This is a genomic window from Bartonella sp. OC68QHHN (assembly GCF_042193875.1).
GTDB classification, from domain to species: Bacteria; Pseudomonadota; Alphaproteobacteria; order Rhizobiales; family Rhizobiaceae; genus Bartonella; species Bartonella grahamii_A.
This window is the reverse complement of the sequence record NZ_JBHIME010000023.1, coordinates 457,005-477,216: the sequence shown is the minus strand read 5'-3', so window position 1 is coordinate 477,216 and position 20,212 is coordinate 457,005. Positions and strand designations below refer to the sequence as shown.

Below are 20,212 nucleotides of genomic sequence, written 5' to 3'. Positions count from 1 at the left end.
GCAGGAAAATTCTTATGACGAAATCTTTTATTAAAAAAATATTCTATTTTAACAAATCTCAAGAGCAGGAAATAGAAAAACAGACTTCTATTCCTGATAAAAGCGATATAATAGAAGAAAATAAAGACAAAAATGAAAGGACAAAAAATAACCAAATCTCTACAGACACAGAAAAAGAAGAACAAACAAAAAATCGAGAGTCAACACTTACAAAATATGACGAAAAATCTCCATTTCTAGAATCCCATTCTGATAAAATTCCCTTTTCTGGTAAAATTATTGTCACAGACAACATCCTTGAAAAAAAAAAATGAAGAAATTTTATCTGAATCTTCTGTTGAACAAAAAAAGATAGCGTGGTTTGGGCGCCTAAAAAAAAGTCTATCCCTTTCTTCACAACGCCTAAGCGGATCAATCGGCGACCTCTTTGTTAAAAGAAAACTTGATGAAGATACATTGCAAGAGCTCGAAGATATCCTTATCCAAGCTGATCTTGGAGTAGAAACGGCGACATGCATCATAAATACTTTAGCTTCCAGTCGTTACGGAAAAGACCTATCCCCAGATGATATTCATTCTATTGTAGCTGATGAAATCAAAAAAGTTCTGGAATCTGTCGCAATGCCTTTAGAACTTGATCTCAGCTATAAGCCTCATGTTATTTTGCTGGTAGGTGTAAATGGCACTGGAAAAACGACAACTATCGGAAAACTTGCAGCAAAATTAACAGCAGGGGGATTAAAAGTTATGCTTGCAGCTGGTGATACTTTTAGAGCCGCAGCTATTGAGCAATTGCATATTTGGGGTAATCGTACTGATTCTCCTGTTATTTCGACAAAATTGGGTGCAGATGCCGCCAGCTTAGCCTTTGATGCCTATGAAAAAGCAAAAAAAGCAAACAGTGATGTATTAATTATTGATACAGCAGGGCGTTTACAAAATAAATCTGAATTGATGGATGAGTTGGCAAAAATTATTCGTGTTTTAAAAAAACACACCCCCCAAGCACCCCATACGATCCTTCAAACGCTTGATGCAACTACCGGACAAAATGCACTCAACCAAGTGGAGATTTTCCGTGATATTGCTGGTGTTAATGGTTTAGTCATGACAAAGCTGGATGGGACTGCACGAGGAGGAATTCTTGTCGCTATAGCAGCAAAATATAAATTACCCGTTTATTTTATCGGTATAGGAGAAAATATTGAAGACCTTCAACCTTTTTCTGCTTCTGACTTTGCCGAAACTATCGCAGGAAAACATACATGAAACAGCCTTTATCTAACCCTAATTCACACAATAATTCTGAAAAAAATATGAATAACAATAAGAAAACCCCTCTCTCACCAACATTTAAGTTCCTCTTAGAAATGGGCCCATTGGTTGCCTTCTTTTTTGCCAATTATAAGGGAGAATGGTTGATAAAAAACATTGGATTTTTTCAAAATTTTAGTAAACCTATTTTCCCTGCAACAGCTATTTTTATGATAGCGATTATTATTTCTCTAAGCTTATCATGGATCCTTGCAAAACAAATTCCTATTATGCCTCTTATTTCAGGAATATTTGTTCTAGTCTTTGGGTTTTTAACTCTTTGGCTTCACAATGATACTTTCATCAAAATGAAACCAACAATTATTAATAGCTTATTTGCGTTCATCCTCTTTGGTGGTATGTATTTTAAAAAACCACTTTTACGTTATGCTCTTGATTCTACCTTAAAACTTGATGATTTAGGCTGGCAAAAACTTACCTATCGTTGGGCATTCTTTTTCGTTTTTCTTGCTCTTTTGAATGAAATCATTTGGCGCAATTTTAGCAATAATTTTTGGACAAGTTTTAAAGTATTTGGCGTTATGCCTCTAACAGTCCTCTTTATACTTACCCAAATGCCTATCATTATGAAACATTCAAAAGGACTTTTCACAGAAGAGGATAAATCTGATTCTTAAATATAATGCGTCCATAACTCTAGATTATTTTGTAGATTTAGGGCCGCACGCTGTTCATGGAGAAAAGATATGTTAATTGAACAGTTTATTTGTCGAAAAGATAATTTTGGTGTACTCATTCATGATGAAAAAAGCGGCTACACAGCTGCAATTGATGCGCCTGAAAGTGAAGCGATTCATAACGCCTTAAAACGCCGTAACTGGACACTTCAGACTATTTTTGTAACTCATCATCATCACGATCATGTAGAAGCCCTAAAAGAATTAAAACAAGTATACAACGCTATGGTTATTGGACCAGAAGCAGAGAAAGAAAAAATTAATCATCTTGATCAAACACTTCAACCTGATGAAAATCTTTTCTTTGGCACGTACCCGCTTTTAGCTCTTTCAACACCTGGTCACACTTTGGGTGCATTATCTTATTATTTTCCCGAGGAAGGTGTACTCTTTGCTGGAGATACACTTTTTTCTCTCGGTTGTGGACGCCTTTTCGAAGGAACACCCGCTCAAATGCTGAACTCTTTAAAAGAGCTTCGTCAACTTCCCGATAAGACACTTCTTTATTGTGGACATGAATATACAAAAGACAATGCTCTTTTCGCATTAACACTTGATCCACATAATCAAAAACTTCGTCAAAGAGTAGAAGAAGTTTTTTTTCTACGTGCAAAAAACGCTATGACTTTACCAGTAACCTTAGAACAAGAAAAAGCCACCAATCCTTTTCTCCGCTGGGATGATGCTACGTTGCGAAGAAACCTTGCAATGGAAGAAGAAACAGATGAAGACGTCTTTGCTGAAATTCGAAGAAGAAAGGATAATTTTTAAACATGTTCAAGTTCGTATTACATTTTTTTTCTTTTCATAATATACACTCAACTAATAATGACAGAGGAAAAGGAAACAGATAGTCAATTCGATTTCACGCATTTCATTGAAAATTATCCTTTAACAGAAGAATTCCTCTCAAAAATAGAATAATTAAAACAAATAAATTGAGGATTTATCTCCAGAGCCAGAGGCATCCAATACCGGAAATGATAACAGTATTGAAGGGTTCATTGCTTCTATTTCCGCTAAACCAAAACTAACGGATCTTTTAAGAAAACATAATATCTCACCTAAAGATTATGTTATTGGTCCCATGGCTATTCAAACAACTTTAGCTGCAATAATAGTCTTTGAAGATAAAGAAATTCTCTTCATAAAAAAATACTATATCTTCAGATAATTAAAATTTCGATCAAAAATATACTGATAAAATTCGTACTATTTTAGATAATTAATTAGTTTTGCAAACGCTGGCAAATATCATCCAATTGTTCTAGTGAAGAGTAGCGTATTTTTAAATCACCACCTTTTTTGCCATGCCTAATAGTAACTTTCATTCCGATCACATCTGCAAGTAATTTTTCTAAAGATTTTGTTTCTGTATCTTTCTCAACAGCAGTTCGTTTTTTGACTTTTGGATTTGCCTGTTCATATGCAAGTATTTCCGTTTGGCGCACAGAAAGCCCTTCGCGAATAATTTTTTCAGCTAAATCCTGTGGATTCTCAGCAGTGATAAGACAGCGTGCATGACCAGCGGAGAGTTGCCCATCGGTTAAGAATTGTTGTACTTTTGGTGGAAGTTTTAACAAACGAAGCGTATTAGCAACATGACTACGACTTTTTCCAATAACTTGCGCTAAATCTGCCTGCGTATATCCATGTTCATTCAGCAAAATTTCATATCCCATTGCTTCTTCGATAGGATTAAGATCAGCACGTTGAACATTTTCAATAATTGCCAATTCTAAAGCCGTTTTATCATCTACATCGCGAACAATAACCGGCAATTTATTTAAATTGGCTCGCTGTGCAGCACGCCAACGCCGTTCGCCAGCAATTAATTCAAACCGATGAGGATGATCACGTGATGGTCTTACAATAACAGGTTGAACAACACCGTGCTGGCGAATTGATTGTGCTAAATTATCAAGTTCTGAATCGGTAAAATGGCGCCGCGGATTATGTGGATTGCATGAAATAGATTCAAGTGGAACAAATAGTTCAGAAACAGAAGAAACTGTATTGGACTCTGTAAATTTGTCAGTATTTGATAAACGTGTAAGATCGTTGTTTAAACTGATATCCCCAATTAATGCCGCTAATCCACGACCCAGTCTTTTTTTTGATTGATCATCATTCATAATTTTGCTCTTTGAGTTTTCTTACAAAAATTTTTACATTTTTAAGCAGCAGCACGTGCTTGTTTTTCACGTTGAATCATTTCTGATGCTAGACGCAAATAAGCTTGGCTCCCAGCACATTTGAGATCATAAAGCAATACAGGTTTGCCAAAAGAGGGTGCTTCTGATACTCTCACATTTCGCGGAATAACAGTACGATAAACTTTATCTCCCATAAAAGAACGTACATCTTCAACAACTTGATTTGAAAGATTATTACGTCCATCATACATTGTTAGAACGATACCTTGGATTTCTAAAGATGGATTAAGTACGGATCGCACTTGTTTTACTGTTTCAAGTAATTGACTTAAACCTTCAAGTGCTAAAAATTCACATTGCATGGGTACCAAAACAGAATCTGCAGCCCCCATAGCATTAAGCGTAAGAAGATTAAGTGATGGCGGACAATCAATTAAAACATAATTGAATTTTTTTTCCATTTCCGGATCATCATAGAGAGCTTTACGTAAGCGTTGTATGCGATCTTGTGATGAAGAAATTTCCATTTCCACACCTAAAAGATCAAGTGTAGAGGGAACTATATGAAGATTGGGTACTGCTGTTTTTAAAGCCGCCTGTGTAATTGAAACTCCCGAAACCAAAACATCATAAGAAGATAAAGGACGGTTATTACGATCAATCCCTAAACCTGTACTAGCATTACCTTGTGGATCAACATCCATAATCAGGACATTTTCACCAATAGCCGCTAAAGCTGTTGCAAGATTAATTGCTGTGGTTGTTTTTCCGACTCCACCCTTTTGGTTTGCAATAGCGATAATTCTTGTTTCGCTCATTTTGCTCTACCCTCTATATGATCTAATATGAGAAATTTCCAAAATAACAGAATTTTCATCAACTTTACTTTTATGTTCTAACAGATCAAAGTGCCAATTGGCAGAGGCATTTTTTATTTCTGTAGCGTAATCCCGACCTTTTTGCAAAAGAGCGATTGTTTTTTCTGTTAATAAAGGAAAAATAAGTTGTAAAAGAGTATTGAGCGGCGCTAATCCCCGTGCCGTTATAATATCTGATATGGGAATTTTTTGATATACATCTTCAATTCTAGCGTGATAAACTGTTGCTGGAAGATTAAGTTGAGCAATAACTGTTCGCAAAAAAGAAACTTTTTTCCCATTACTTTCAACAAGATTAATATGTCCTATTTTTTTTTCTTTCAAAAAGATAGCAATCACAATTGCAGGAAAACCTCCTCCTGATCCTAAATCACACCAATGTAAAGAATGAGCATACAAAGGAAAAATTTGTGCTGAATCTAGAATATGCCGTGTCCATAGATCTGGTATTGTTGTAGCAGATATCAAATTAATATGCGCATTCCATTGAAGTATTAAAGACTCAAACTGAATTAAATTTTCCATCGTTTCACGTGAAACAGAAGGAATAATATTTAATAATTGTCGATATTTTTTTTCTGTAGAAAAATCCATTAAGCTGTTTTAGCCTTTTCACGTCGTTGACGTTGAATATATGTAATAATAAGCGATAACGCGGCGGGTGTCATACCATCAATTTTTTGTGCATCAGCAATTGAACGCGGCGACACTTCTTGAATTTTTGATTTAAGTTCATTTGAGAGACCTGAAATTCCCTGAATATCAAGAGAAGAAGGAATTTCTAAACGCTCATCTCTCTGAAGAGAGGCAATATCTTGTGCTTGTTTATCTAAATAAACCGCATATTGTGCTTCAATTTCTAAAGATTCTGCTGTTTTAGAATCAATTGTTTGTAATTGTGGCCAAAAATCTGAAAGACACTCTAAAGTAATATGAGGATAAGCAAGAAAATCATAAGCCGAGCGTCGAATTCCATCATGATTAACGTGTAATCCATGAGCAGAAGCTTCATTAGGTGTTAAAAAAAGATTTTGACATATTGATCGAGCTTGATCAAGCTGTTGTTGTTTTTTCTGGTAACGTTCCCAACGTATTTTACTCACAATACCCCATTTTTGTGCCAAAGGTGTTAAACGCGTATCAGCATTATCAGATCGTAAAGATAAACGAAACTCAGCACGTGATGTAAACATCCTATAAGGTTCACAAACACCACGCGAAACTAAATCATCAACCATAACACCAATATAAGCGGTAGAACGACTTATAAGTATTTCATCTAATTTACCTACTTTACGTGCCGCATTTAATCCAGCTAAAAGTCCTTGTGCTGCTGCTTCCTCATATCCTGTTGTACCATTAATTTGGCCTGCTAAGAACAAACCCGGTAAAGAACGTAATTCTAAGCTTCTCGTTAATTGTTGTGGATTAACAAAATCATATTCAATAGCATAACCAGATTGCAAAATTATAGCATTTTCCAATCCTTCAATGGTTTTCAATAGAGAAATTTGTACATCTTCAGGAAGAGAAGTAGAAAGACCATTTGGATAAACAGTATCATCATTTAATCCTTCTGGTTCCAGAAAGATCTGATGTCCATCACGTTCTCCAAATTTAACAATTTTATCTTCAACAGAAGGACAATAACGTGGTCCTAATCCTTCAATATTTCCAGAATATAAAGCAGAACGATAAATATTATCGCGAATAATTTTATGTGTTTTCTCATTTGTACGTGTTATTGCACATTCAATTTGTGGCTGTTCAATTTTCTCTGTTAAAAGAGAAAAGGGAATGGGATTTTCATCCGCTTGTTGTTTTAGAAGATGATCCCAAGAAATTGTTTTTTTACTTAAACGAGCAGGGGTTCCTGTTTTTAATCGACCAAGTTTTATATGATAATTTTTTAAACGTTGAGCAAGTTGCACACTTGACTGATCTCCCATACGTCCAGCAGCCCATGTTTTATCACCAATATGAATAAAGCCATTTAAAAATGTCCCTGTTGTTAAAACAACAGCACCAGATAAAATTGTTCCTTGTTTTTTTAAAATAACACCTGATACACAATTATCTTTAACAACCAGATCAATAACTTCATCCTCAATAAGAGTAAGATCTTCTTGTTCTTTTAATAATTTTTGAATTGCTTTTTTATAAAGTTGCCGATCCGCCTGTGTCCGTGGTCCCCTTACTGCCGGTCCTTTACGTCTATTAAGTAGTCTAAACTGAATTCCAGCAGCATCTGCTGCTCTTCCCATGAGACCATCTAACGCATCTATTTCACGAACTAGATGCCCTTTTCCAAGTCCTCCAATAGCAGGATTACACGACATTGTTCCAAGTTCTGATATTTTATGTGTAATAAGCACTGTTTTGGCTCCTACACGCGCTGAAGCTGAAGCCGCTTCACAGCCAGCATGACCACCACCAACAATAACAACATCATATGATTGCATTTTATTCATTCCGTAGAAAATATTCTAGGTTTCACGTGAAACAGTATATAAATTACACAATCTTTGTAATCTGTCTATGAAATAATCAATGTTTCACGTGAATCATTATTTACCAACACAAAACTCTGAAAAAATAATATCAAGTAAATCTTCAACATCAATATCTCCTGTAATTCTCCCAAGAAAATCACTTGCACAACGGAGATGTTCTGCACGTAAACTAAGATCAAGAGAATGATAATTAAGAGAAAATTCAATCTCTTTAACAGCCTCCTTTAATAATTGAAGTTGTCTTTTACGCGCCGGAACAATATTTCCTATTTCAGAAGCACGATGATGGCAAAACGATTCAAGTTCTTTGATAAAATAATCAAAATTTAAACCAGTTAATGCGGAAAATTGTATAGACCAACGCTGATCATTTTTTTCATAAAGATCAAGCTTATTGCCAACACACCATATTTCAGCCGATGTTTCTGGTAAATCAACTTGCTTAGGATTTCCTATATCATAAACCAAAATAACCAAATCAGCTTCCCTAACATGCTGTTTAGCAATTTCTATTCCCATTTGTTCTATTTTATTTTCTGTTTTTCTAAAACCAGCAGTATCCGTTAAAAAAATAGGTAAACCACCAAGAATAATTCTCATTTCTAAAGCATCACGAGTTGTTCCTGCCTCTTCTGTTACAATAGCAACAGATCTTCCTGAAAGACGATTCATAATGCTTGATTTTCCGGAATTTGGAGCACCAGCAATAACAATTTTTAATCCATCACGTAAAATACTCGCACGCTCTCCTTCAATAATATATTCTCTAAGAGAAGTACAAAGATCCTCAACATCTTTCCAAATTTTATCAGATATTGCGTTGGGGATATCTTCTTCATCAACAAAATCAAGTTCTGCCTCAATAAAAGCACGCGCCTTCATAAGCTTATGACGCCAATCACGATAAAGCGTCGTTAAATGTCCACTTGCACCCATAACAGCTAAACGCCGTTGGCTTTCCGTTTCTGCCTCTATTAAATCAGCAAGACCTTCTGCTTGAACAAGATCTAATTTTCCTTCCATAAAAGCACGACGTGAAAATTCACCTGCTTCTGCAATACGGCATCCAGAAAATGTCGACAATTCATCGAGAAAACGACTAACAACGGCTTTTCCTCCATGTAAATGGAATTCTGCACAATCTTCCCCCGTAAAACTATTAGGAGCAGGAAAAAAAACAGTTAAAGCAGAATCTAAAAAACTACCATCACGAGCAGTAAGATTTCCATAATGCATAAAACGTGCTTTAGGTAAACGACCACAAAGCGTTTTAACTATATCTACGACATGAGGACCAGAAAGCCGAATGACTGCAACCCCTGAAGGTAACAACCCACTCGAAACAGCAAAGATTGTATCCACAGGTTTTATCCTAATAAAAACTTTAATGACTCTACGTATTCATTGAATCAAAAAATTCACTATTATTTTTTGTTTGCTTTAATTTATCAATCAAAAATTCAATTGCATCTGTTACATTCATAGATGCTAAAATACGACGAAGAACAAAAATTTTGTGCAAATCTTGTCGTTCTACTAGAAGTTCTTCCTTACGCGTTCCTGACTTTAAAATATCCATAGCAGGGAAAATACGCTTATCAGCAACTTTTCTATCAAGAACAATTTCCGAATTACCTGTTCCTTTAAATTCTTCAAAAATAACCTCATCCATACGACTTCCTGTATCAATCAAAGCCGTTGCAATAATGGTTAAAGATCCGCCTTCTTCAATATTACGTGCTGCTCCAAAAAAACGTTTTGGACGCTGGAGAGCATTTGCATCCACACCACCTGTTAAAACTTTACCCGAAGAAGGAACAACTGTATTATATGCACGCCCAAGACGTGTAATAGAATCGAGAAGAATAACAACATCGCGTCCATATTCGACGAGGCGTTTGGCTTTTTCAATCACCATTTCTGCTACTTGTACGTGACGTATTGCAGGTTCATCAAAAGTAGAAGAAACTACTTCTCCTTTTACTGAACGCTGCATATCAGTAACTTCTTCTGGTCGTTCATCTATTAAAAGAACAATGAGATAACATTCAGGATGATTAGTGGTAATAGAATGAGCAATATTTTGAAGTAAAACTGTTTTTCCTGTTCGAGGAGGAGCCACAATTAATCCTCTTTGTCCTTTTCCCAGTGGAGATATCAAATCAATCACGCGTGATGACATATCTTTCTCTGTAGGATCTTGTATTTCCATTTGGAAACGCTCATTTGAATAAAGAGGAGTAAGATTATCAAAGTGAATTTTATAACGAATCTTCTCAGGTTTTTCGAAGTTAATTGTATTAATTTTAAGGAGAGCAAAATAACGTTCTCCCTCTTTTGGACTGCGTATAGGTCCTTCAATGGTATCACCTGTTTTCAAAGAAAATGACTGTATTTGTGTAGGTGAAAGATAAATATCATCAGGACCAGGAAGATAATTAGCGTCAGCAGATCTCAAAAATCCGAATCCATCTTGTAAAACTTCAACAACACCCTCTCCTATAATTTCTACATCTTGTAGAGCAAGTTTTTTCAAGATAGCAAACATTAATTCTTGTTTGCGCATAAGGGAGGCATTTTCAACTTCTAATGTTTCAGCAAAAGAAACAAGTTCAACGGGATTTTTGCTTTTAAGTTCTTGTAGTTTCATTTTTTGCATGAAATATGCTCTTTGTAATTAAGGAGAAGATTATCTTAAATAATTTATGGAAATTTATGAATGAAATATTCTAAGAAAAAGAAATATTTTACACTCAATTTTTTCAATCTGCAAGTACCATTTATATGAAATTTATTCCTATAATATTTAAGTAATTATATGAAAAAATGTAAAATACAAAAAGTATTTAATTATTTTATAACAAAAACGTGAATTAAAATTATAGCATTAATGAAATGCTATTCAAAAGTATTTTACACAGAAATTTATATTAATAAATTTATATTAAAGAAAGGATTCTTCTTATTTATAACTGTGTTTAATGTGGATTATTATTTATCCTCAATTTTATCCACAAAAGTAACTAAAAAAAGAATAAAAATAACATTATCTTAAAGATATTATCCCCTCTTTTTTTATAAGAGGAGTTAAATTATCACAAGCATTTAATTTGTGCATAAAAACGGAGAATTTTTCCTAAATTTTAGTTTTATAAAAAACGGTAAAGATATATACACATTTCTTAACAAGGAGTTAAAATTTTTGTGACAAAAGAAAAAAAATTCTTTCATTTACACATGCTTTCTGATGCAACGGGAGAAACATTAATTTCTGTTGGAAGAGCTGTAGCATCACAGTATGCAATGAGTCAGGCAACAGAGCATATCTATCCTATGATTCGTAATAAAATACAGTTACAAAAAGCTCTTGATGAAATACAACAAGAGCCAGGTATTGTTCTTTACACAATGATTGAAGAAGAACTTAAACTTCTTCTTCAAAAAAGGTGTAAAAAAATAAAAGTTCCCTGTATTGATATATTGCATCCTGTTTTAAATGCTTTTCAGTCTTACCTTGGAATGCCAACACATTTACGTGCAAGCGCACAACATGATCTTAATGCAGATTATTTTCGCCGTATTGAGGCATTGGATTTTACAATAGAGCATGATGATGGACAGTCTTCCACTAGCTTATCCGAAGCAGATGTGATCCTTGTGGGAATTTCAAGAACCTCTAAAACGCCAACAAGTATCTATTTAGCAAATCGCGGAATAAAAACGGCTAATGTTCCTCTTATTCCTAATATTGATTTGCCAAAATCCCTTTTAGAGGCAAAAAACTCTTTAACTATTGGTTTAATTGCTTCAGCTGAAAGAATCTCACATATCCGCCAAAATCGAGATTTGGGAGAAGGTTTTGCTCTTGATAGTTATACAAATCGTATCAACATAGCTGAAGAATTAATCTATGCAAAACGCATCTGCGAACGTTTTGGTTGGCCTATTATTGATGTCACAAGACGTTCTATTGAAGAAACTGCTGCTGAAATATTTGAACTTTTATCACGATTTCGTGAAGGAAAATGAGTAAAAATTCTTATGAACGCAGATACATTAATATTAGCATCTCTTAGTTTTTATCGTGCAAAATTATTAAAAAAAGCAGGTTTAAATTTTTTCATTGAAGGAGCTTCTTTTGATGAAAGAGAAGTAGAAAAAAAAGCAAAAGAAAAAACACCTAAAGAACTCAGCTGTTTTCTTGCGAGCACAAAAGCAAAAAATGTTTCAGATCGTTTTCCTGATGCTTTCGTTATTGGTTGTGATCAAGTACTTGATTTGGAAGGTCAAGTTTTTCATAAAGCAACAAATATTAAGGAAGCACATCAACGTTTATGTGAGTTATCAGGAAAAACCCATTCTCTTCATAGTGCGGTAGCTTTATTTAAAAATGGTCAAAAAATTTGGGTTGAAGCTTTTAGTGCACATATGTCCGTTCGTTTGCTCTCGTCAGAATTTATTGAACGTTATTTAGCACGCGTAGGAAAAAATGTTCTAAATAGTGTGGGAGTATATCAAATTGAAGGGGAAGGGATTCATCTCTTTGAAAAAATTGATGGAGATTTTTTTACCATTATTGGTTTACCTTTGCTGCCTCTACTCATAAAACTGCGTCATTTAGGAATTATTGATGGTTGACTTAACAATAAAAAAAACAAATTATCCGCGTGCTTTTGTTGTTGGTTCTCCAATTAATCATTCAAAATCGCCAAAAATTCACAATTTTTGGCTTAAAAAATATGGTTTACAAGGAGAATATCTTGCACAAGAAGTAACATCTGAAGAATTCAGTCATTTTATTGAGTCTTTACAAAAAATAGGCTTTTGTGGAGGAAATGTTACTTTGCCTTATAAACAGGAAGCTTTTCGTTTAGCAGATTTTAAAGATGAGAAAGCAACAATGATTGGTGCTGTTAATACACTTTGGTACGAAGGAGATAAGCTTTGTGCTACGAATAGCGATGCATATGGTTTTAGCGCTAATCTTGATGATTTTGCATCTGATTGGGGAGGGGAAACAGCTCTTATTTTTGGAGCAGGTGGTGCCGCACGCGCTATCATATATGCCTTAAAAAAACGCGGATTTGAACAGATTTATTTGATTAACCGGACAAAACAACGCGCCGATAATTTAGCTCAGCATTTTGGAAAAAACATTAAAGTTTATGATTGGCATAAAATCCATGAAATACTTCATCAAGCTGATTTGATTGTTAATACAACCTCTATTGGCATAAAAAATCCAGAAGAAAAAAGTGATTCTTTTTTTTGCGACTTTCATAGAGTAAAAAAAACGGCGTTAGTAACAGATATTATTTATACACCATTGATAACTCCTTTTTTACAACAGGCAAAGGCTTGTGATCTCAAGACGGTTGATGGGCTTGGGATGCTTCTACATCAGGCTGTTATAGGGTTTGAACAGTGGTTTGGAATAAGACCACAGGTAACAAAAGCGTTACGGACAGCCATTTTAGAGGATATGAGTGAAAAAAGAGAATGAAGATCATAGGATTAACGGGATCAATTGCTATGGGAAAAACAACAGTTGCTGATTTTTTCAAGCAAGCGGGTATTTCTGTTTTTAGTGCTGATGAAGCAGTACAACAGCTTTATAAAAGTGAGCCATCTTTGTCATTCATAGAGCGTATTTTTCCTGGTGTTGTGGAAAACGGTGAAGTTAACCGTTTGAAACTTTCTGAAATTTTGATTGATGATAAGGAAAAATTACAAACATTAGAAAAAATAATTCATCCTTTGGTGCAAGAAAAAGAAAGGGAATTTATTGATATAGCGCGTGAACAAGGAAAAAAATTAGTTATTCTTGATATTCCACTTCTGTTTGAAAAAAATAGTGAAAGTCGTGTGGATAGCGTTATTGTTGTTTCTGCTCCACCAGAAATACAAAAAGAACGTGTAATGATTCGCCAAGGTATGAATGAGAAAAAATTTGCCTTTATCAATGCTCAACAAATGCCGGATGAAAAAAAACGAGAACGTGCTGATTTTATTATTTATACAGGGAAAGATTTAGAGAATACACGTCAACAAGTTTTTGATGTGATAAAAAAACTAAAGAATTGAAATCATGCGGGAAATTATTTTTGATACAGAAACAACAGGTTTAGATAAAGAAAAAGATCGCATAATCGAAATTGGTTGTGTAGAAATGGTTGATCGTTATCTTACGGGGCGCCAATTTCATGTTTATTTAAACCCTGAAGACGTTATTATTCCTGATGAAGTTGTAGCAATTCACGGATTAACCAATGAACGCCTAAAAAACGAGAAAAGTTTTATTGATATTGTTGATGAATTTTTGGAATTTATCAAAGGCGCGACAATGATTGCGCATAATGCGAGTTTTGATATTGGTTTTATTAATGCAGAATTAAAACGCGTCAATAAACCGCTTATCAGTGTTGATAATATTCTTGATACACTGGCTATGGCACGGCGTAAATTTCCTATGGGTCCTAATTCGCTTGATATTTTATGCAAACGTTTTGGAATTGATAACAGCCATCGTGTTCTTCATGGTGCTTTGCTTGATGCAGAGATTCTAGCCGATGTTTATATTGAACTGATTGGTGGAAAGCAAGGTGTATTGGGTTTTGATAATAGAAGGGGTGTTGATGAACATATCCAGAATGATAAAGATACATCTTATGCAGTTAAAATTCGCCCACAGGCTTTACCTTCAAGATTGAGTCCGCAAGAAAAAAGGTTGCACGCTGATTTTATCAAAAATATGGGTGAAAAAGCTCTGTGGAATAACTTCAAAATTTATGAATAACATCATCTTTTCTCTAAAAAAGTCACCATTTAAATTAGAGAATATGGATGTCAAAAAAACGGTCGTTGTGGGGAGGGGAACACCACAACGACCTTGTCGCTACATCGTACCTCAGCTATCATAGGAGGAGCAAAATGAAAGCTATTAATCCTGTAACAGCAAAGAAAAGCTCTAGGTACTTAATATAAAGTGCAACGACTTCATGTCTTATGAAAAGAAAAAATGGCTTTTTAGAGGCAAAATAAAAAAATATATAAGGGTCATTTGTTTTTTAGCTGAAATGGAGAAATAAAATTGTCATGAAAGCAACAGATCATCTTTTTTTGGTTGACGGATCAGGCTATGTTTTTCGTGCTTATTATGCTTTGCCACCTTTAAAACGTAAAAAGGATGGACTTCCTGTAGGAGCAGTAGCTGGTTTTTGTAATATGTTATGGAAATTACTTTGTGATGCTCGTAATACAGCTATGGGTATTGTTCCAACACATTTTGCTGTTATTTTTGATTATTCATCTGATACTTTTAGGAAACAAATTTATCCTGAATATAAAGCGAATCGTGCTGAACCTCCTGAAGATCTAATTCCTCAATTCGCGTTAATACGCCAAGCAACGAAGGCTTTTAATTTGCCTTGTATTGAAAAGGAAGGCTTTGAAGCGGATGATTTAATTGCTACCTATGCAAAATTGGCAACAAAGGTTGGGGCAAAAACAACTATTATTTCTTCTGATAAGGATCTTATGCAACTCGTAAATACGCATGTATCTTTGTATGATGGAATGAAAGACAAGCATATAGGTATCTCAGAAGTTGTAGAAAAATGGGGTGTTGCACCTGAAAAAATGATTGATTTACAAGCATTAATTGGAGATTCAACGGATAATGTACCGGGTATTCCAGGCATTGGTCCAAAAATTGCAGCTCAGTTGTTAGATCAGTTTGATTCTCTTGATTTTTTATTGAAAAATGTAACAGAAATTAAACAGATAAAACGACGTGAAAACATTCAAGCTTATAGAGAACAAGTTAAAATTTCTCGTGAACTTGTTAGGCTTAAAACAGATGTTCCTATAGATAAGGATTTAGATGATTTTATTTTGGAGCCACAAGATGGTCCACGTTTAATTGCTTTTTTGAAAGCGATGGAATTTTCAACATTAACGCGTCGCGTGGCAGAGGCAACGACATGCGATGCAGCTGTTATTGATGCACTTGATGTAGATGTTGAATGGGAAAAACTGAGCCACGGACATGATTCTGATATCAATAATACTGAGCGCACATCTCTTCGTAATTTTTCTGAAAATTCTCCACAAGTTTTTGCACAAAAACGTAAAGATCAAGCGCTGACTCAAAAAATTACAAGAGATGCTTATACAACAATTCTTGATGAGGAAATTTTAAAAGAGTGGTTATCACAAGCACACGAGCAGGGTTTTTTCGCTTTTAATACTAAAACAACCTCTCTTGATCCGATGCAAGCAAAGCTTGTTGGTTTTTCACTTGCATTACAGCCAGAAAAAGCAGCGTATATACCTCTTGAACATTTGGATGAAGGAGAAGAGGACCTTTTGATGAGGGGCGGACGTATTGCCTCGCAGATTGAAACCCAAAAAGCTTTAGCACTTTTAAAACCGATATTAGAAGATTCAGCGGTGTTAAAAATTGGTCAGAATATAAAATATGATTGGTTAGTGATGAAGCAATACGACATTACTATAAGCTCTTTTGATGATACCATGCTTTTATCATATGCTTTTGATGCTGGAACGTTATCCCATAATATGGATGATTTGTCTGAACGTTGGCTTGAGCATAAACCAATTTCCTATAAAGATTTAACGCATACCGGAAAAAAAATTACTTCTTTTGCACAAGTAGATTTAAAACAAGCAACCCTTTATGCGGCGGAAGGTGCTGATATAATACTACGCCTTTGGCAAGTATTGAAACCGCAACTTGTTGCTCGTGGAATGACAAAAATCTATGAGCGTCTTGATCGACCCCTTGTAGAAATTCTGGTAAGAATGGAAGAACGTGGGATTCTTATTGATCGGCAGATTTTGTTACTCCTTTCAGGAGAATTAGCACAAGCTGCTTTGATTCTAGAAGAGGAAATTTACAAACAAGCTGATGAAAAATTTAATCTTGCTTCGCCAAAGCAATTAGGAGATATCCTTTTTGGTAAAATGGGATTGCCCGGAGGAGCTAAAACCAAGGGTGGACAATGGTCAACTTCTGCACAGACCTTAGAAGAGTTGGCTGCTGAAGGTCATATTTTACCGCGTAAAATTATTGAGTGGCGTCAACTTGCAAAGCTAAAATCTACCTATACAGATGCCTTGCCTTCTTATATTTTTCCAAAAACAGGGCGAGTTCATACGAATTATTCTTTGGCAATAACATCAACAGGGCGGTTATCATCATCAGAGCCAAATTTGCAAAATATTCCAGTACGAACAGCTGAAGGACGTAAAATTCGAACAGCTTTTATTGCTCCCAAAGGACATGTGTTACTTTCTGCTGATTATAGTCAGATTGAATTGCGCATTCTTGCACATATTGCGGATATAAAAGCATTAAAAGAAGCTTTTGCTAAAGGGTATGATATTCATGCTATAACGGCGTCACAAATGTTTGGTGTTGCGATAGAAGGAATGCATTCAGATATACGACGGCGTGCAAAAGCGATTAATTTTGGTATTATTTATGGTATTTCAGCTTTCGGATTAGCCAATCAATTGGGAATTTCACGCCAAGAAGCGGGTCGTTATATTCAACTGTATTTTGAAAGATTTCCAGGAATTAAAGATTATATGGAGAAGACCAAAATCTTTGCACGTGAAAATGGTTATGTAGAAACAATTTTTGGACGTCGTATTCATTATCCAGAAATAAAAGCAAAGAATGTAAAAATTCGTTCTTTTAATGAGCGAGCAGCTATCAATGCTCCAATTCAAGGTTCTGCGGCCGATATTATTCGCCGCGCTATGATACAGATGGAAGATGTTTTAAAAGAAGAAAAACTATCAGCAAAAATGTTGCTGCAAGTGCATGATGAACTGATTTTTGAAGTACCAGAAGAAGAGAGTAAAAAAACCATGGATGTTGTTAAAAATGTTATGGAAAATGCTACAATGCCGGTTTTATCTTTATCTGTACCGCTTGAAGTAAAAGTCATGACGGCTCAAAATTGGGATGAAGCACATTAATTTTTTATTTATTTTTAAGAATGTTGATTGCGTTGGAAAGATTAAGATAGGCTTTGATAGGCAAATGATCTGAAGCAATGCGTGCAAGCGGTGAATGATGATTTTCAATACTTGTTACCAATTGGTGGGGAAAAGAAAAAACTCTATCAAGGGCTAAAAAAGGAAAGCGAGAGGGAAAGCTTGGTACAACTTCAAAAGTGTTATCAAAATAGGGAGAAAAATGATTTAAAGATGAGCCTTTTCCCCTCCGCCATTCATTAAAATCTCCTATGAGGAGTGTAGGCATAAGGGAGCGTTTTTGGAAAATTTCAAGGAGCATTTTTGTTTGTTGTTTACGAGAGTAACGTAATAAGCCAAAATGAGCCGCAATAATACGAATAGGGCCTGCTGGCATTTCCAACTCTACAATTACAGCCCCACGTGGTTCAATACTAGGAAGAGTGACTTGTAAAACATCACGTACATATCCCTTTCGCAAAAAAAGAGCATTACCATGCCAACCATGGCCATGAGGTGACATAGTATTAAGAGGTACAGGAATCAAACCGGTTTCAGCTTTTAATAGCTGAAGATTAATTAAACCGATGCGTTCTCCAAAACGTTTATCTGCTTCTTGAAGAGCAAGGATGTCAACTTGTAATTCAGTAATAACACGGACAATTCTTGTAGGATTAAAAATTTTATCAACACCTACACATTTATGCACATTATAGGAAGCAACGGTCAGATCATAATTACTATTTTGATTAATGATGTTTGATTGATGATGAGAGCAGCTGTGAATTGCATTTAAAAAGGAACTATGGAGTTTTTGTTGGATAAAACCGGTAAACCAAGGAAATTTTTGCTTATAAGGTATTTTTGTCATTTTGCGAAAAGAATAGTCCCTAAGAGGAAAAGTGTAAAGACTTACACTAAAAACAAAAGAACCTTGTCTCTTTTAGAAACAAGGTTCTTTAATTAAGTTATGATTTTTGCAATCAATCACGGTTTGAGCCAAGAAACTGTAGCAAGAAGACAAACATATTGATGAAATCAAGATAAAGATTCAATGCGCCCATAATAACTTTACGTCCTCTGGTGTCGCTTTCATCTCCTTCATAATACATCAACTTAATGTTCTGAGTATCGTAGGCTGTTAAACCAGCAAAGATAAAAACACCAATCACAGAGATAGCAAATTGCAAAGCACTTGATCCAAGAAAAATGTTCACAATCATGGAAAGAAACAAGCCGATCAATCCGATGAATAAAAATGAACCAATTGCTGTGAGATCACGCTTTGTTGTGTATCCATAAAGTGAAAGAGCTCCAAAAGTTGCGGCGGAAATGACAAAGGTTTGCACAACACTTTCTGTCGTATAGCGCAAAACGATTGAAGACAGTGAAAGACCAACCAGAGCAGCATAACCAAAAAAGAGGCTACGAGCAGCATTTGTGCTCAATGTATTAATTTTAAAACTGAGGAATAAAACTGCTATGAGTGGTGCAAACATAACAATATAAGAGAATGGCGATCTATAAAATGTTACTCCAAATGGTGTTAAATAAACACTGCTATTGATTTGAGCTGCTGCTTGGCTCATATCCGTTGTCGTTGCTAATGATACAATTGCATAAGCGGCAGCAGCTGTAATAAGCAAACCAATGGCCATTGTATTGTAGACACCCAACATATAGTCGCGCAATCCCAGATCAATTGATGCATCGGCATGAGAAGTAGGCGCCGAACGTAAATTTTTAAAATTAGCCATAATATAAAATCCTTTAGCATATGTTCTGTCAGGTATAGGGCTTTAAAAGTATCTCTGTCATTACACAGATAAGCTTGGCATAAGCCTTAATTGGGCAAATACAAAAACCCTTAAGAATCACTAACAGAATTCCAGCATATCTTCTCCTATTATGGAGATTTATTTAAAAATTACAAGAGATTTATATGAAGAAGGAACCTTACAAATTGGTAAGGAAATGGTTCATTTTAATGAAAAATATTTCTATTTTTCACCATATTTTTGCAAAATAAAAAGACTATAATCGAATATTTTTTATTATTCACAGAAACTATGTAATACAATTCTTTATAAAATATCCACTATTTTTGCGTTTATGAGGAGAGCGGCAAGTATCGTCACACTATTTTTCAACCTCCAATATTGCATCTGTTTTGTATGGTTAGGAGAGCTATTGAATTAAAATTTTATATAACATATTGATATATAATGATAAGTTGTTTTTTTATGCTAAATGATATTCCGAATATCGTAAGATTCTCTAGTTGCAAATCTGTTTATATTAAATTAATCAAGATTATTGGCTTGATTGTGTCTTGCAAGAGACATGGTTTTAATGGGTTCAACATGAACAGATTCCAAATAAAAGAGATTTGGGCTATTAAGGGCTTTTATTCAATATGAAAACGGTAATTTATATTTATAATCAATAGATTGATTTAACAAGAAACCATTGAAAATAGTTGAAAAAATGTTTTTTATTAAACAATATATAAAATAAAAAGGAGAGTTTTTTAACGAATCACTGTAAGAAAGGCTCTGTAAAAAACAATACCTGTAAAAACTAAAAAAACATACGAAAAGCAAATGTTCTAAGCACATAATAGAACTTTAAATGCTGTAAAATATTTT

The 20,212-nt window shown here is 34.8% G+C and carries 16 protein-coding genes and 1 pseudogene; 9 read left to right on the top strand and 8 right to left on the bottom strand.

Annotated elements, in window-relative coordinates; genetic code table 11:
• Window positions 1–14 precede the first annotated feature (14 nt).
• The 3 genes and pseudogenes from ftsY (at window position 15) to gloB (ending at window position 2,783) form a co-directional block, all read left to right on the top strand.
• Window positions 15–1,269 (top strand): annotated as a pseudogene (ftsY, locus tag ACFIJ0_RS04610) (signal recognition particle-docking protein FtsY).
• Window positions 1,266–1,952: a septation protein A gene (locus ACFIJ0_RS04605; RefSeq protein ID WP_375624826.1), complete on the top strand. Its 687-nt coding sequence runs from the start codon at window positions 1,266–1,268 to the stop codon at window positions 1,950–1,952. The pseudogene ftsY and the gene ACFIJ0_RS04605 overlap by 4 nt, the downstream one beginning before the upstream one ends.
• A gap of 69 nt (window positions 1,953–2,021) precedes the next feature.
• Entirely contained in the window at window positions 2,022–2,783 is a 762-nt protein-coding gene (gloB, locus tag ACFIJ0_RS04600; protein ID WP_375624825.1) for a hydroxyacylglutathione hydrolase, read from the top strand.
• Between the two features lie 458 nt (window positions 2,784–3,241).
• Here the strand turns inward: gloB and ACFIJ0_RS04595 are convergent, their stop codons facing one another.
• The 6 genes from ACFIJ0_RS04595 to rho form a co-directional block, all read right to left on the bottom strand.
• Window positions 3,242–4,147: a ParB/RepB/Spo0J family partition protein gene (locus ACFIJ0_RS04595; RefSeq protein ID WP_375624824.1), complete on the bottom strand. Its 906-nt coding sequence runs from the start codon at window positions 4,145–4,147 to the stop codon at window positions 3,242–3,244.
• A gap of 41 nt (window positions 4,148–4,188) precedes the next feature.
• Complete coding sequence (locus ACFIJ0_RS04590; RefSeq protein ID WP_375624823.1) at window positions 4,189–4,986, bottom strand: ParA family protein; 798 nt, start codon at window positions 4,984–4,986, stop codon at window positions 4,189–4,191.
• Window positions 4,987–4,992: 6 nt separating this feature from the next.
• Entirely contained in the window at window positions 4,993–5,640 is a 648-nt protein-coding gene (rsmG, locus tag ACFIJ0_RS04585) for a 16S rRNA (guanine(527)-N(7))-methyltransferase RsmG (RefSeq protein ID WP_375624822.1), read from the bottom strand.
• Entirely contained in the window at window positions 5,640–7,508 is a 1,869-nt protein-coding gene (gene mnmG / locus ACFIJ0_RS04580) for a tRNA uridine-5-carboxymethylaminomethyl(34) synthesis enzyme MnmG (RefSeq protein ID WP_375624821.1), read from the bottom strand. The genes rsmG and mnmG overlap by 1 nt, the downstream gene beginning before the upstream one ends.
• Before the next feature lie 105 nt (window positions 7,509–7,613).
• Complete coding sequence (gene mnmE / locus ACFIJ0_RS04575) at window positions 7,614–8,921, bottom strand: tRNA uridine-5-carboxymethylaminomethyl(34) synthesis GTPase MnmE (RefSeq protein ID WP_375624820.1); 1,308 nt, start codon at window positions 8,919–8,921, stop codon at window positions 7,614–7,616.
• 31 nt (window positions 8,922–8,952) lie between these two features.
• Complete coding sequence (gene rho / locus ACFIJ0_RS04570) at window positions 8,953–10,218, bottom strand: transcription termination factor Rho (protein ID WP_375624819.1); 1,266 nt, start codon at window positions 10,216–10,218, stop codon at window positions 8,953–8,955.
• Window positions 10,219–10,763: 545 nt separating this feature from the next.
• Between rho and ACFIJ0_RS04565 the strand changes: the two genes are divergently transcribed.
• The 6 genes from ACFIJ0_RS04565 to polA all read left to right on the top strand — a co-directional run bounded on the left by ACFIJ0_RS04565 (window position 10,764) and on the right by polA (window position 17,567).
• Complete coding sequence (locus ACFIJ0_RS04565) at window positions 10,764–11,588, top strand: pyruvate, water dikinase regulatory protein (RefSeq protein ID WP_375624818.1); 825 nt, start codon at window positions 10,764–10,766, stop codon at window positions 11,586–11,588.
• A 12-nt stretch (window positions 11,589–11,600) separates the two neighbouring features.
• Entirely contained in the window at window positions 11,601–12,197 is a 597-nt protein-coding gene (locus tag ACFIJ0_RS04560; RefSeq protein WP_375624817.1) for a Maf family nucleotide pyrophosphatase, read from the top strand.
• A complete protein-coding gene (locus tag ACFIJ0_RS04555) occupies window positions 12,190–13,062 on the top strand; it encodes a shikimate dehydrogenase (protein ID WP_375644252.1) in 873 nt (290 codons plus the stop codon). Before ACFIJ0_RS04560 ends, ACFIJ0_RS04555 begins: the two co-directional genes overlap by 8 nt.
• Entirely contained in the window at window positions 13,059–13,643 is a 585-nt protein-coding gene (coaE, locus tag ACFIJ0_RS04550) for a dephospho-CoA kinase (RefSeq protein ID WP_375624815.1), read from the top strand. The genes ACFIJ0_RS04555 and coaE overlap by 4 nt, the downstream gene beginning before the upstream one ends.
• 4 nt (window positions 13,644–13,647) lie before the next feature.
• Window positions 13,648–14,355 (top strand): DNA polymerase III subunit epsilon, encoded by a 708-nt coding sequence (gene dnaQ / locus ACFIJ0_RS04545; RefSeq protein ID WP_375644251.1) that lies wholly within the window; start codon window positions 13,648–13,650, stop codon window positions 14,353–14,355.
• Between the two features lie 299 nt (window positions 14,356–14,654).
• A complete protein-coding gene (gene polA / locus ACFIJ0_RS04540; RefSeq protein ID WP_375644250.1) occupies window positions 14,655–17,567 on the top strand; it encodes a DNA polymerase I in 2,913 nt (970 codons plus the stop codon).
• A gap of 4 nt (window positions 17,568–17,571) precedes the next feature.
• Here the strand turns inward: polA and ACFIJ0_RS04535 are convergent, their stop codons facing one another.
• Together ACFIJ0_RS04535 and ACFIJ0_RS04530 are read right to left on the bottom strand one after the other, a co-directional pair.
• Window positions 17,572–18,435: an endonuclease/exonuclease/phosphatase family protein gene (locus ACFIJ0_RS04535; protein ID WP_375624812.1), complete on the bottom strand. Its 864-nt coding sequence runs from the start codon at window positions 18,433–18,435 to the stop codon at window positions 17,572–17,574.
• 112 nt (window positions 18,436–18,547) lie between these two features.
• Complete coding sequence (locus ACFIJ0_RS04530) at window positions 18,548–19,321, bottom strand: Bax inhibitor-1/YccA family protein (RefSeq protein ID WP_375624811.1); 774 nt, start codon at window positions 19,319–19,321, stop codon at window positions 18,548–18,550.
• Window positions 19,322–20,212 lie beyond the last annotated feature (891 nt).

Excerpts from the sequence above, each read along its gene's own strand:
- ACFIJ0_RS04605 (WP_375624826.1), top strand. The coding sequence starts at position 1,266 with ATGAAACAGCCTTTATCTAACCCTAATTCACACAATAATTCTGAAAAA.
- gloB (WP_375624825.1), top strand. The coding sequence starts at position 2,022 with ATGTTAATTGAACAGTTTATTTGTCGAAAAGATAATTTTGGTGTACTC.
- ACFIJ0_RS04595 (WP_375624824.1), bottom strand. The coding sequence starts at position 4,147 with ATGAATGATGATCAATCAAAAAAAAGACTGGGTCGTGGATTAGCGGCA.
- ACFIJ0_RS04590 (WP_375624823.1), bottom strand. The coding sequence starts at position 4,986 with ATGAGCGAAACAAGAATTATCGCTATTGCAAACCAAAAGGGTGGAGTC.
- rsmG (WP_375624822.1), bottom strand. The coding sequence starts at position 5,640 with ATGGATTTTTCTACAGAAAAAAAATATCGACAATTATTAAATATTATT.
- mnmG (WP_375624821.1), bottom strand. The coding sequence starts at position 7,508 with ATGCAATCATATGATGTTGTTATTGTTGGTGGTGGTCATGCTGGCTGT.
- rho (WP_375624819.1), bottom strand. The coding sequence starts at position 10,218 with ATGCAAAAAATGAAACTACAAGAACTTAAAAGCAAAAATCCCGTTGAA.
- ACFIJ0_RS04560 (WP_375624817.1), top strand. The coding sequence starts at position 11,601 with ATGAACGCAGATACATTAATATTAGCATCTCTTAGTTTTTATCGTGCA.
- ACFIJ0_RS04555 (WP_375644252.1), top strand. The coding sequence starts at position 12,190 with ATGGTTGACTTAACAATAAAAAAAACAAATTATCCGCGTGCTTTTGTT.
- coaE (WP_375624815.1), top strand. The coding sequence starts at position 13,059 with ATGAAGATCATAGGATTAACGGGATCAATTGCTATGGGAAAAACAACA.
- dnaQ (WP_375644251.1), top strand. The coding sequence starts at position 13,648 with ATGCGGGAAATTATTTTTGATACAGAAACAACAGGTTTAGATAAAGAA.
- polA (WP_375644250.1), top strand. The coding sequence starts at position 14,655 with ATGAAAGCAACAGATCATCTTTTTTTGGTTGACGGATCAGGCTATGTT.
- ACFIJ0_RS04535 (WP_375624812.1), bottom strand. The coding sequence starts at position 18,435 with ATGACAAAAATACCTTATAAGCAAAAATTTCCTTGGTTTACCGGTTTT.
- ACFIJ0_RS04530 (WP_375624811.1), bottom strand. The coding sequence starts at position 19,321 with ATGGCTAATTTTAAAAATTTACGTTCGGCGCCTACTTCTCATGCCGAT.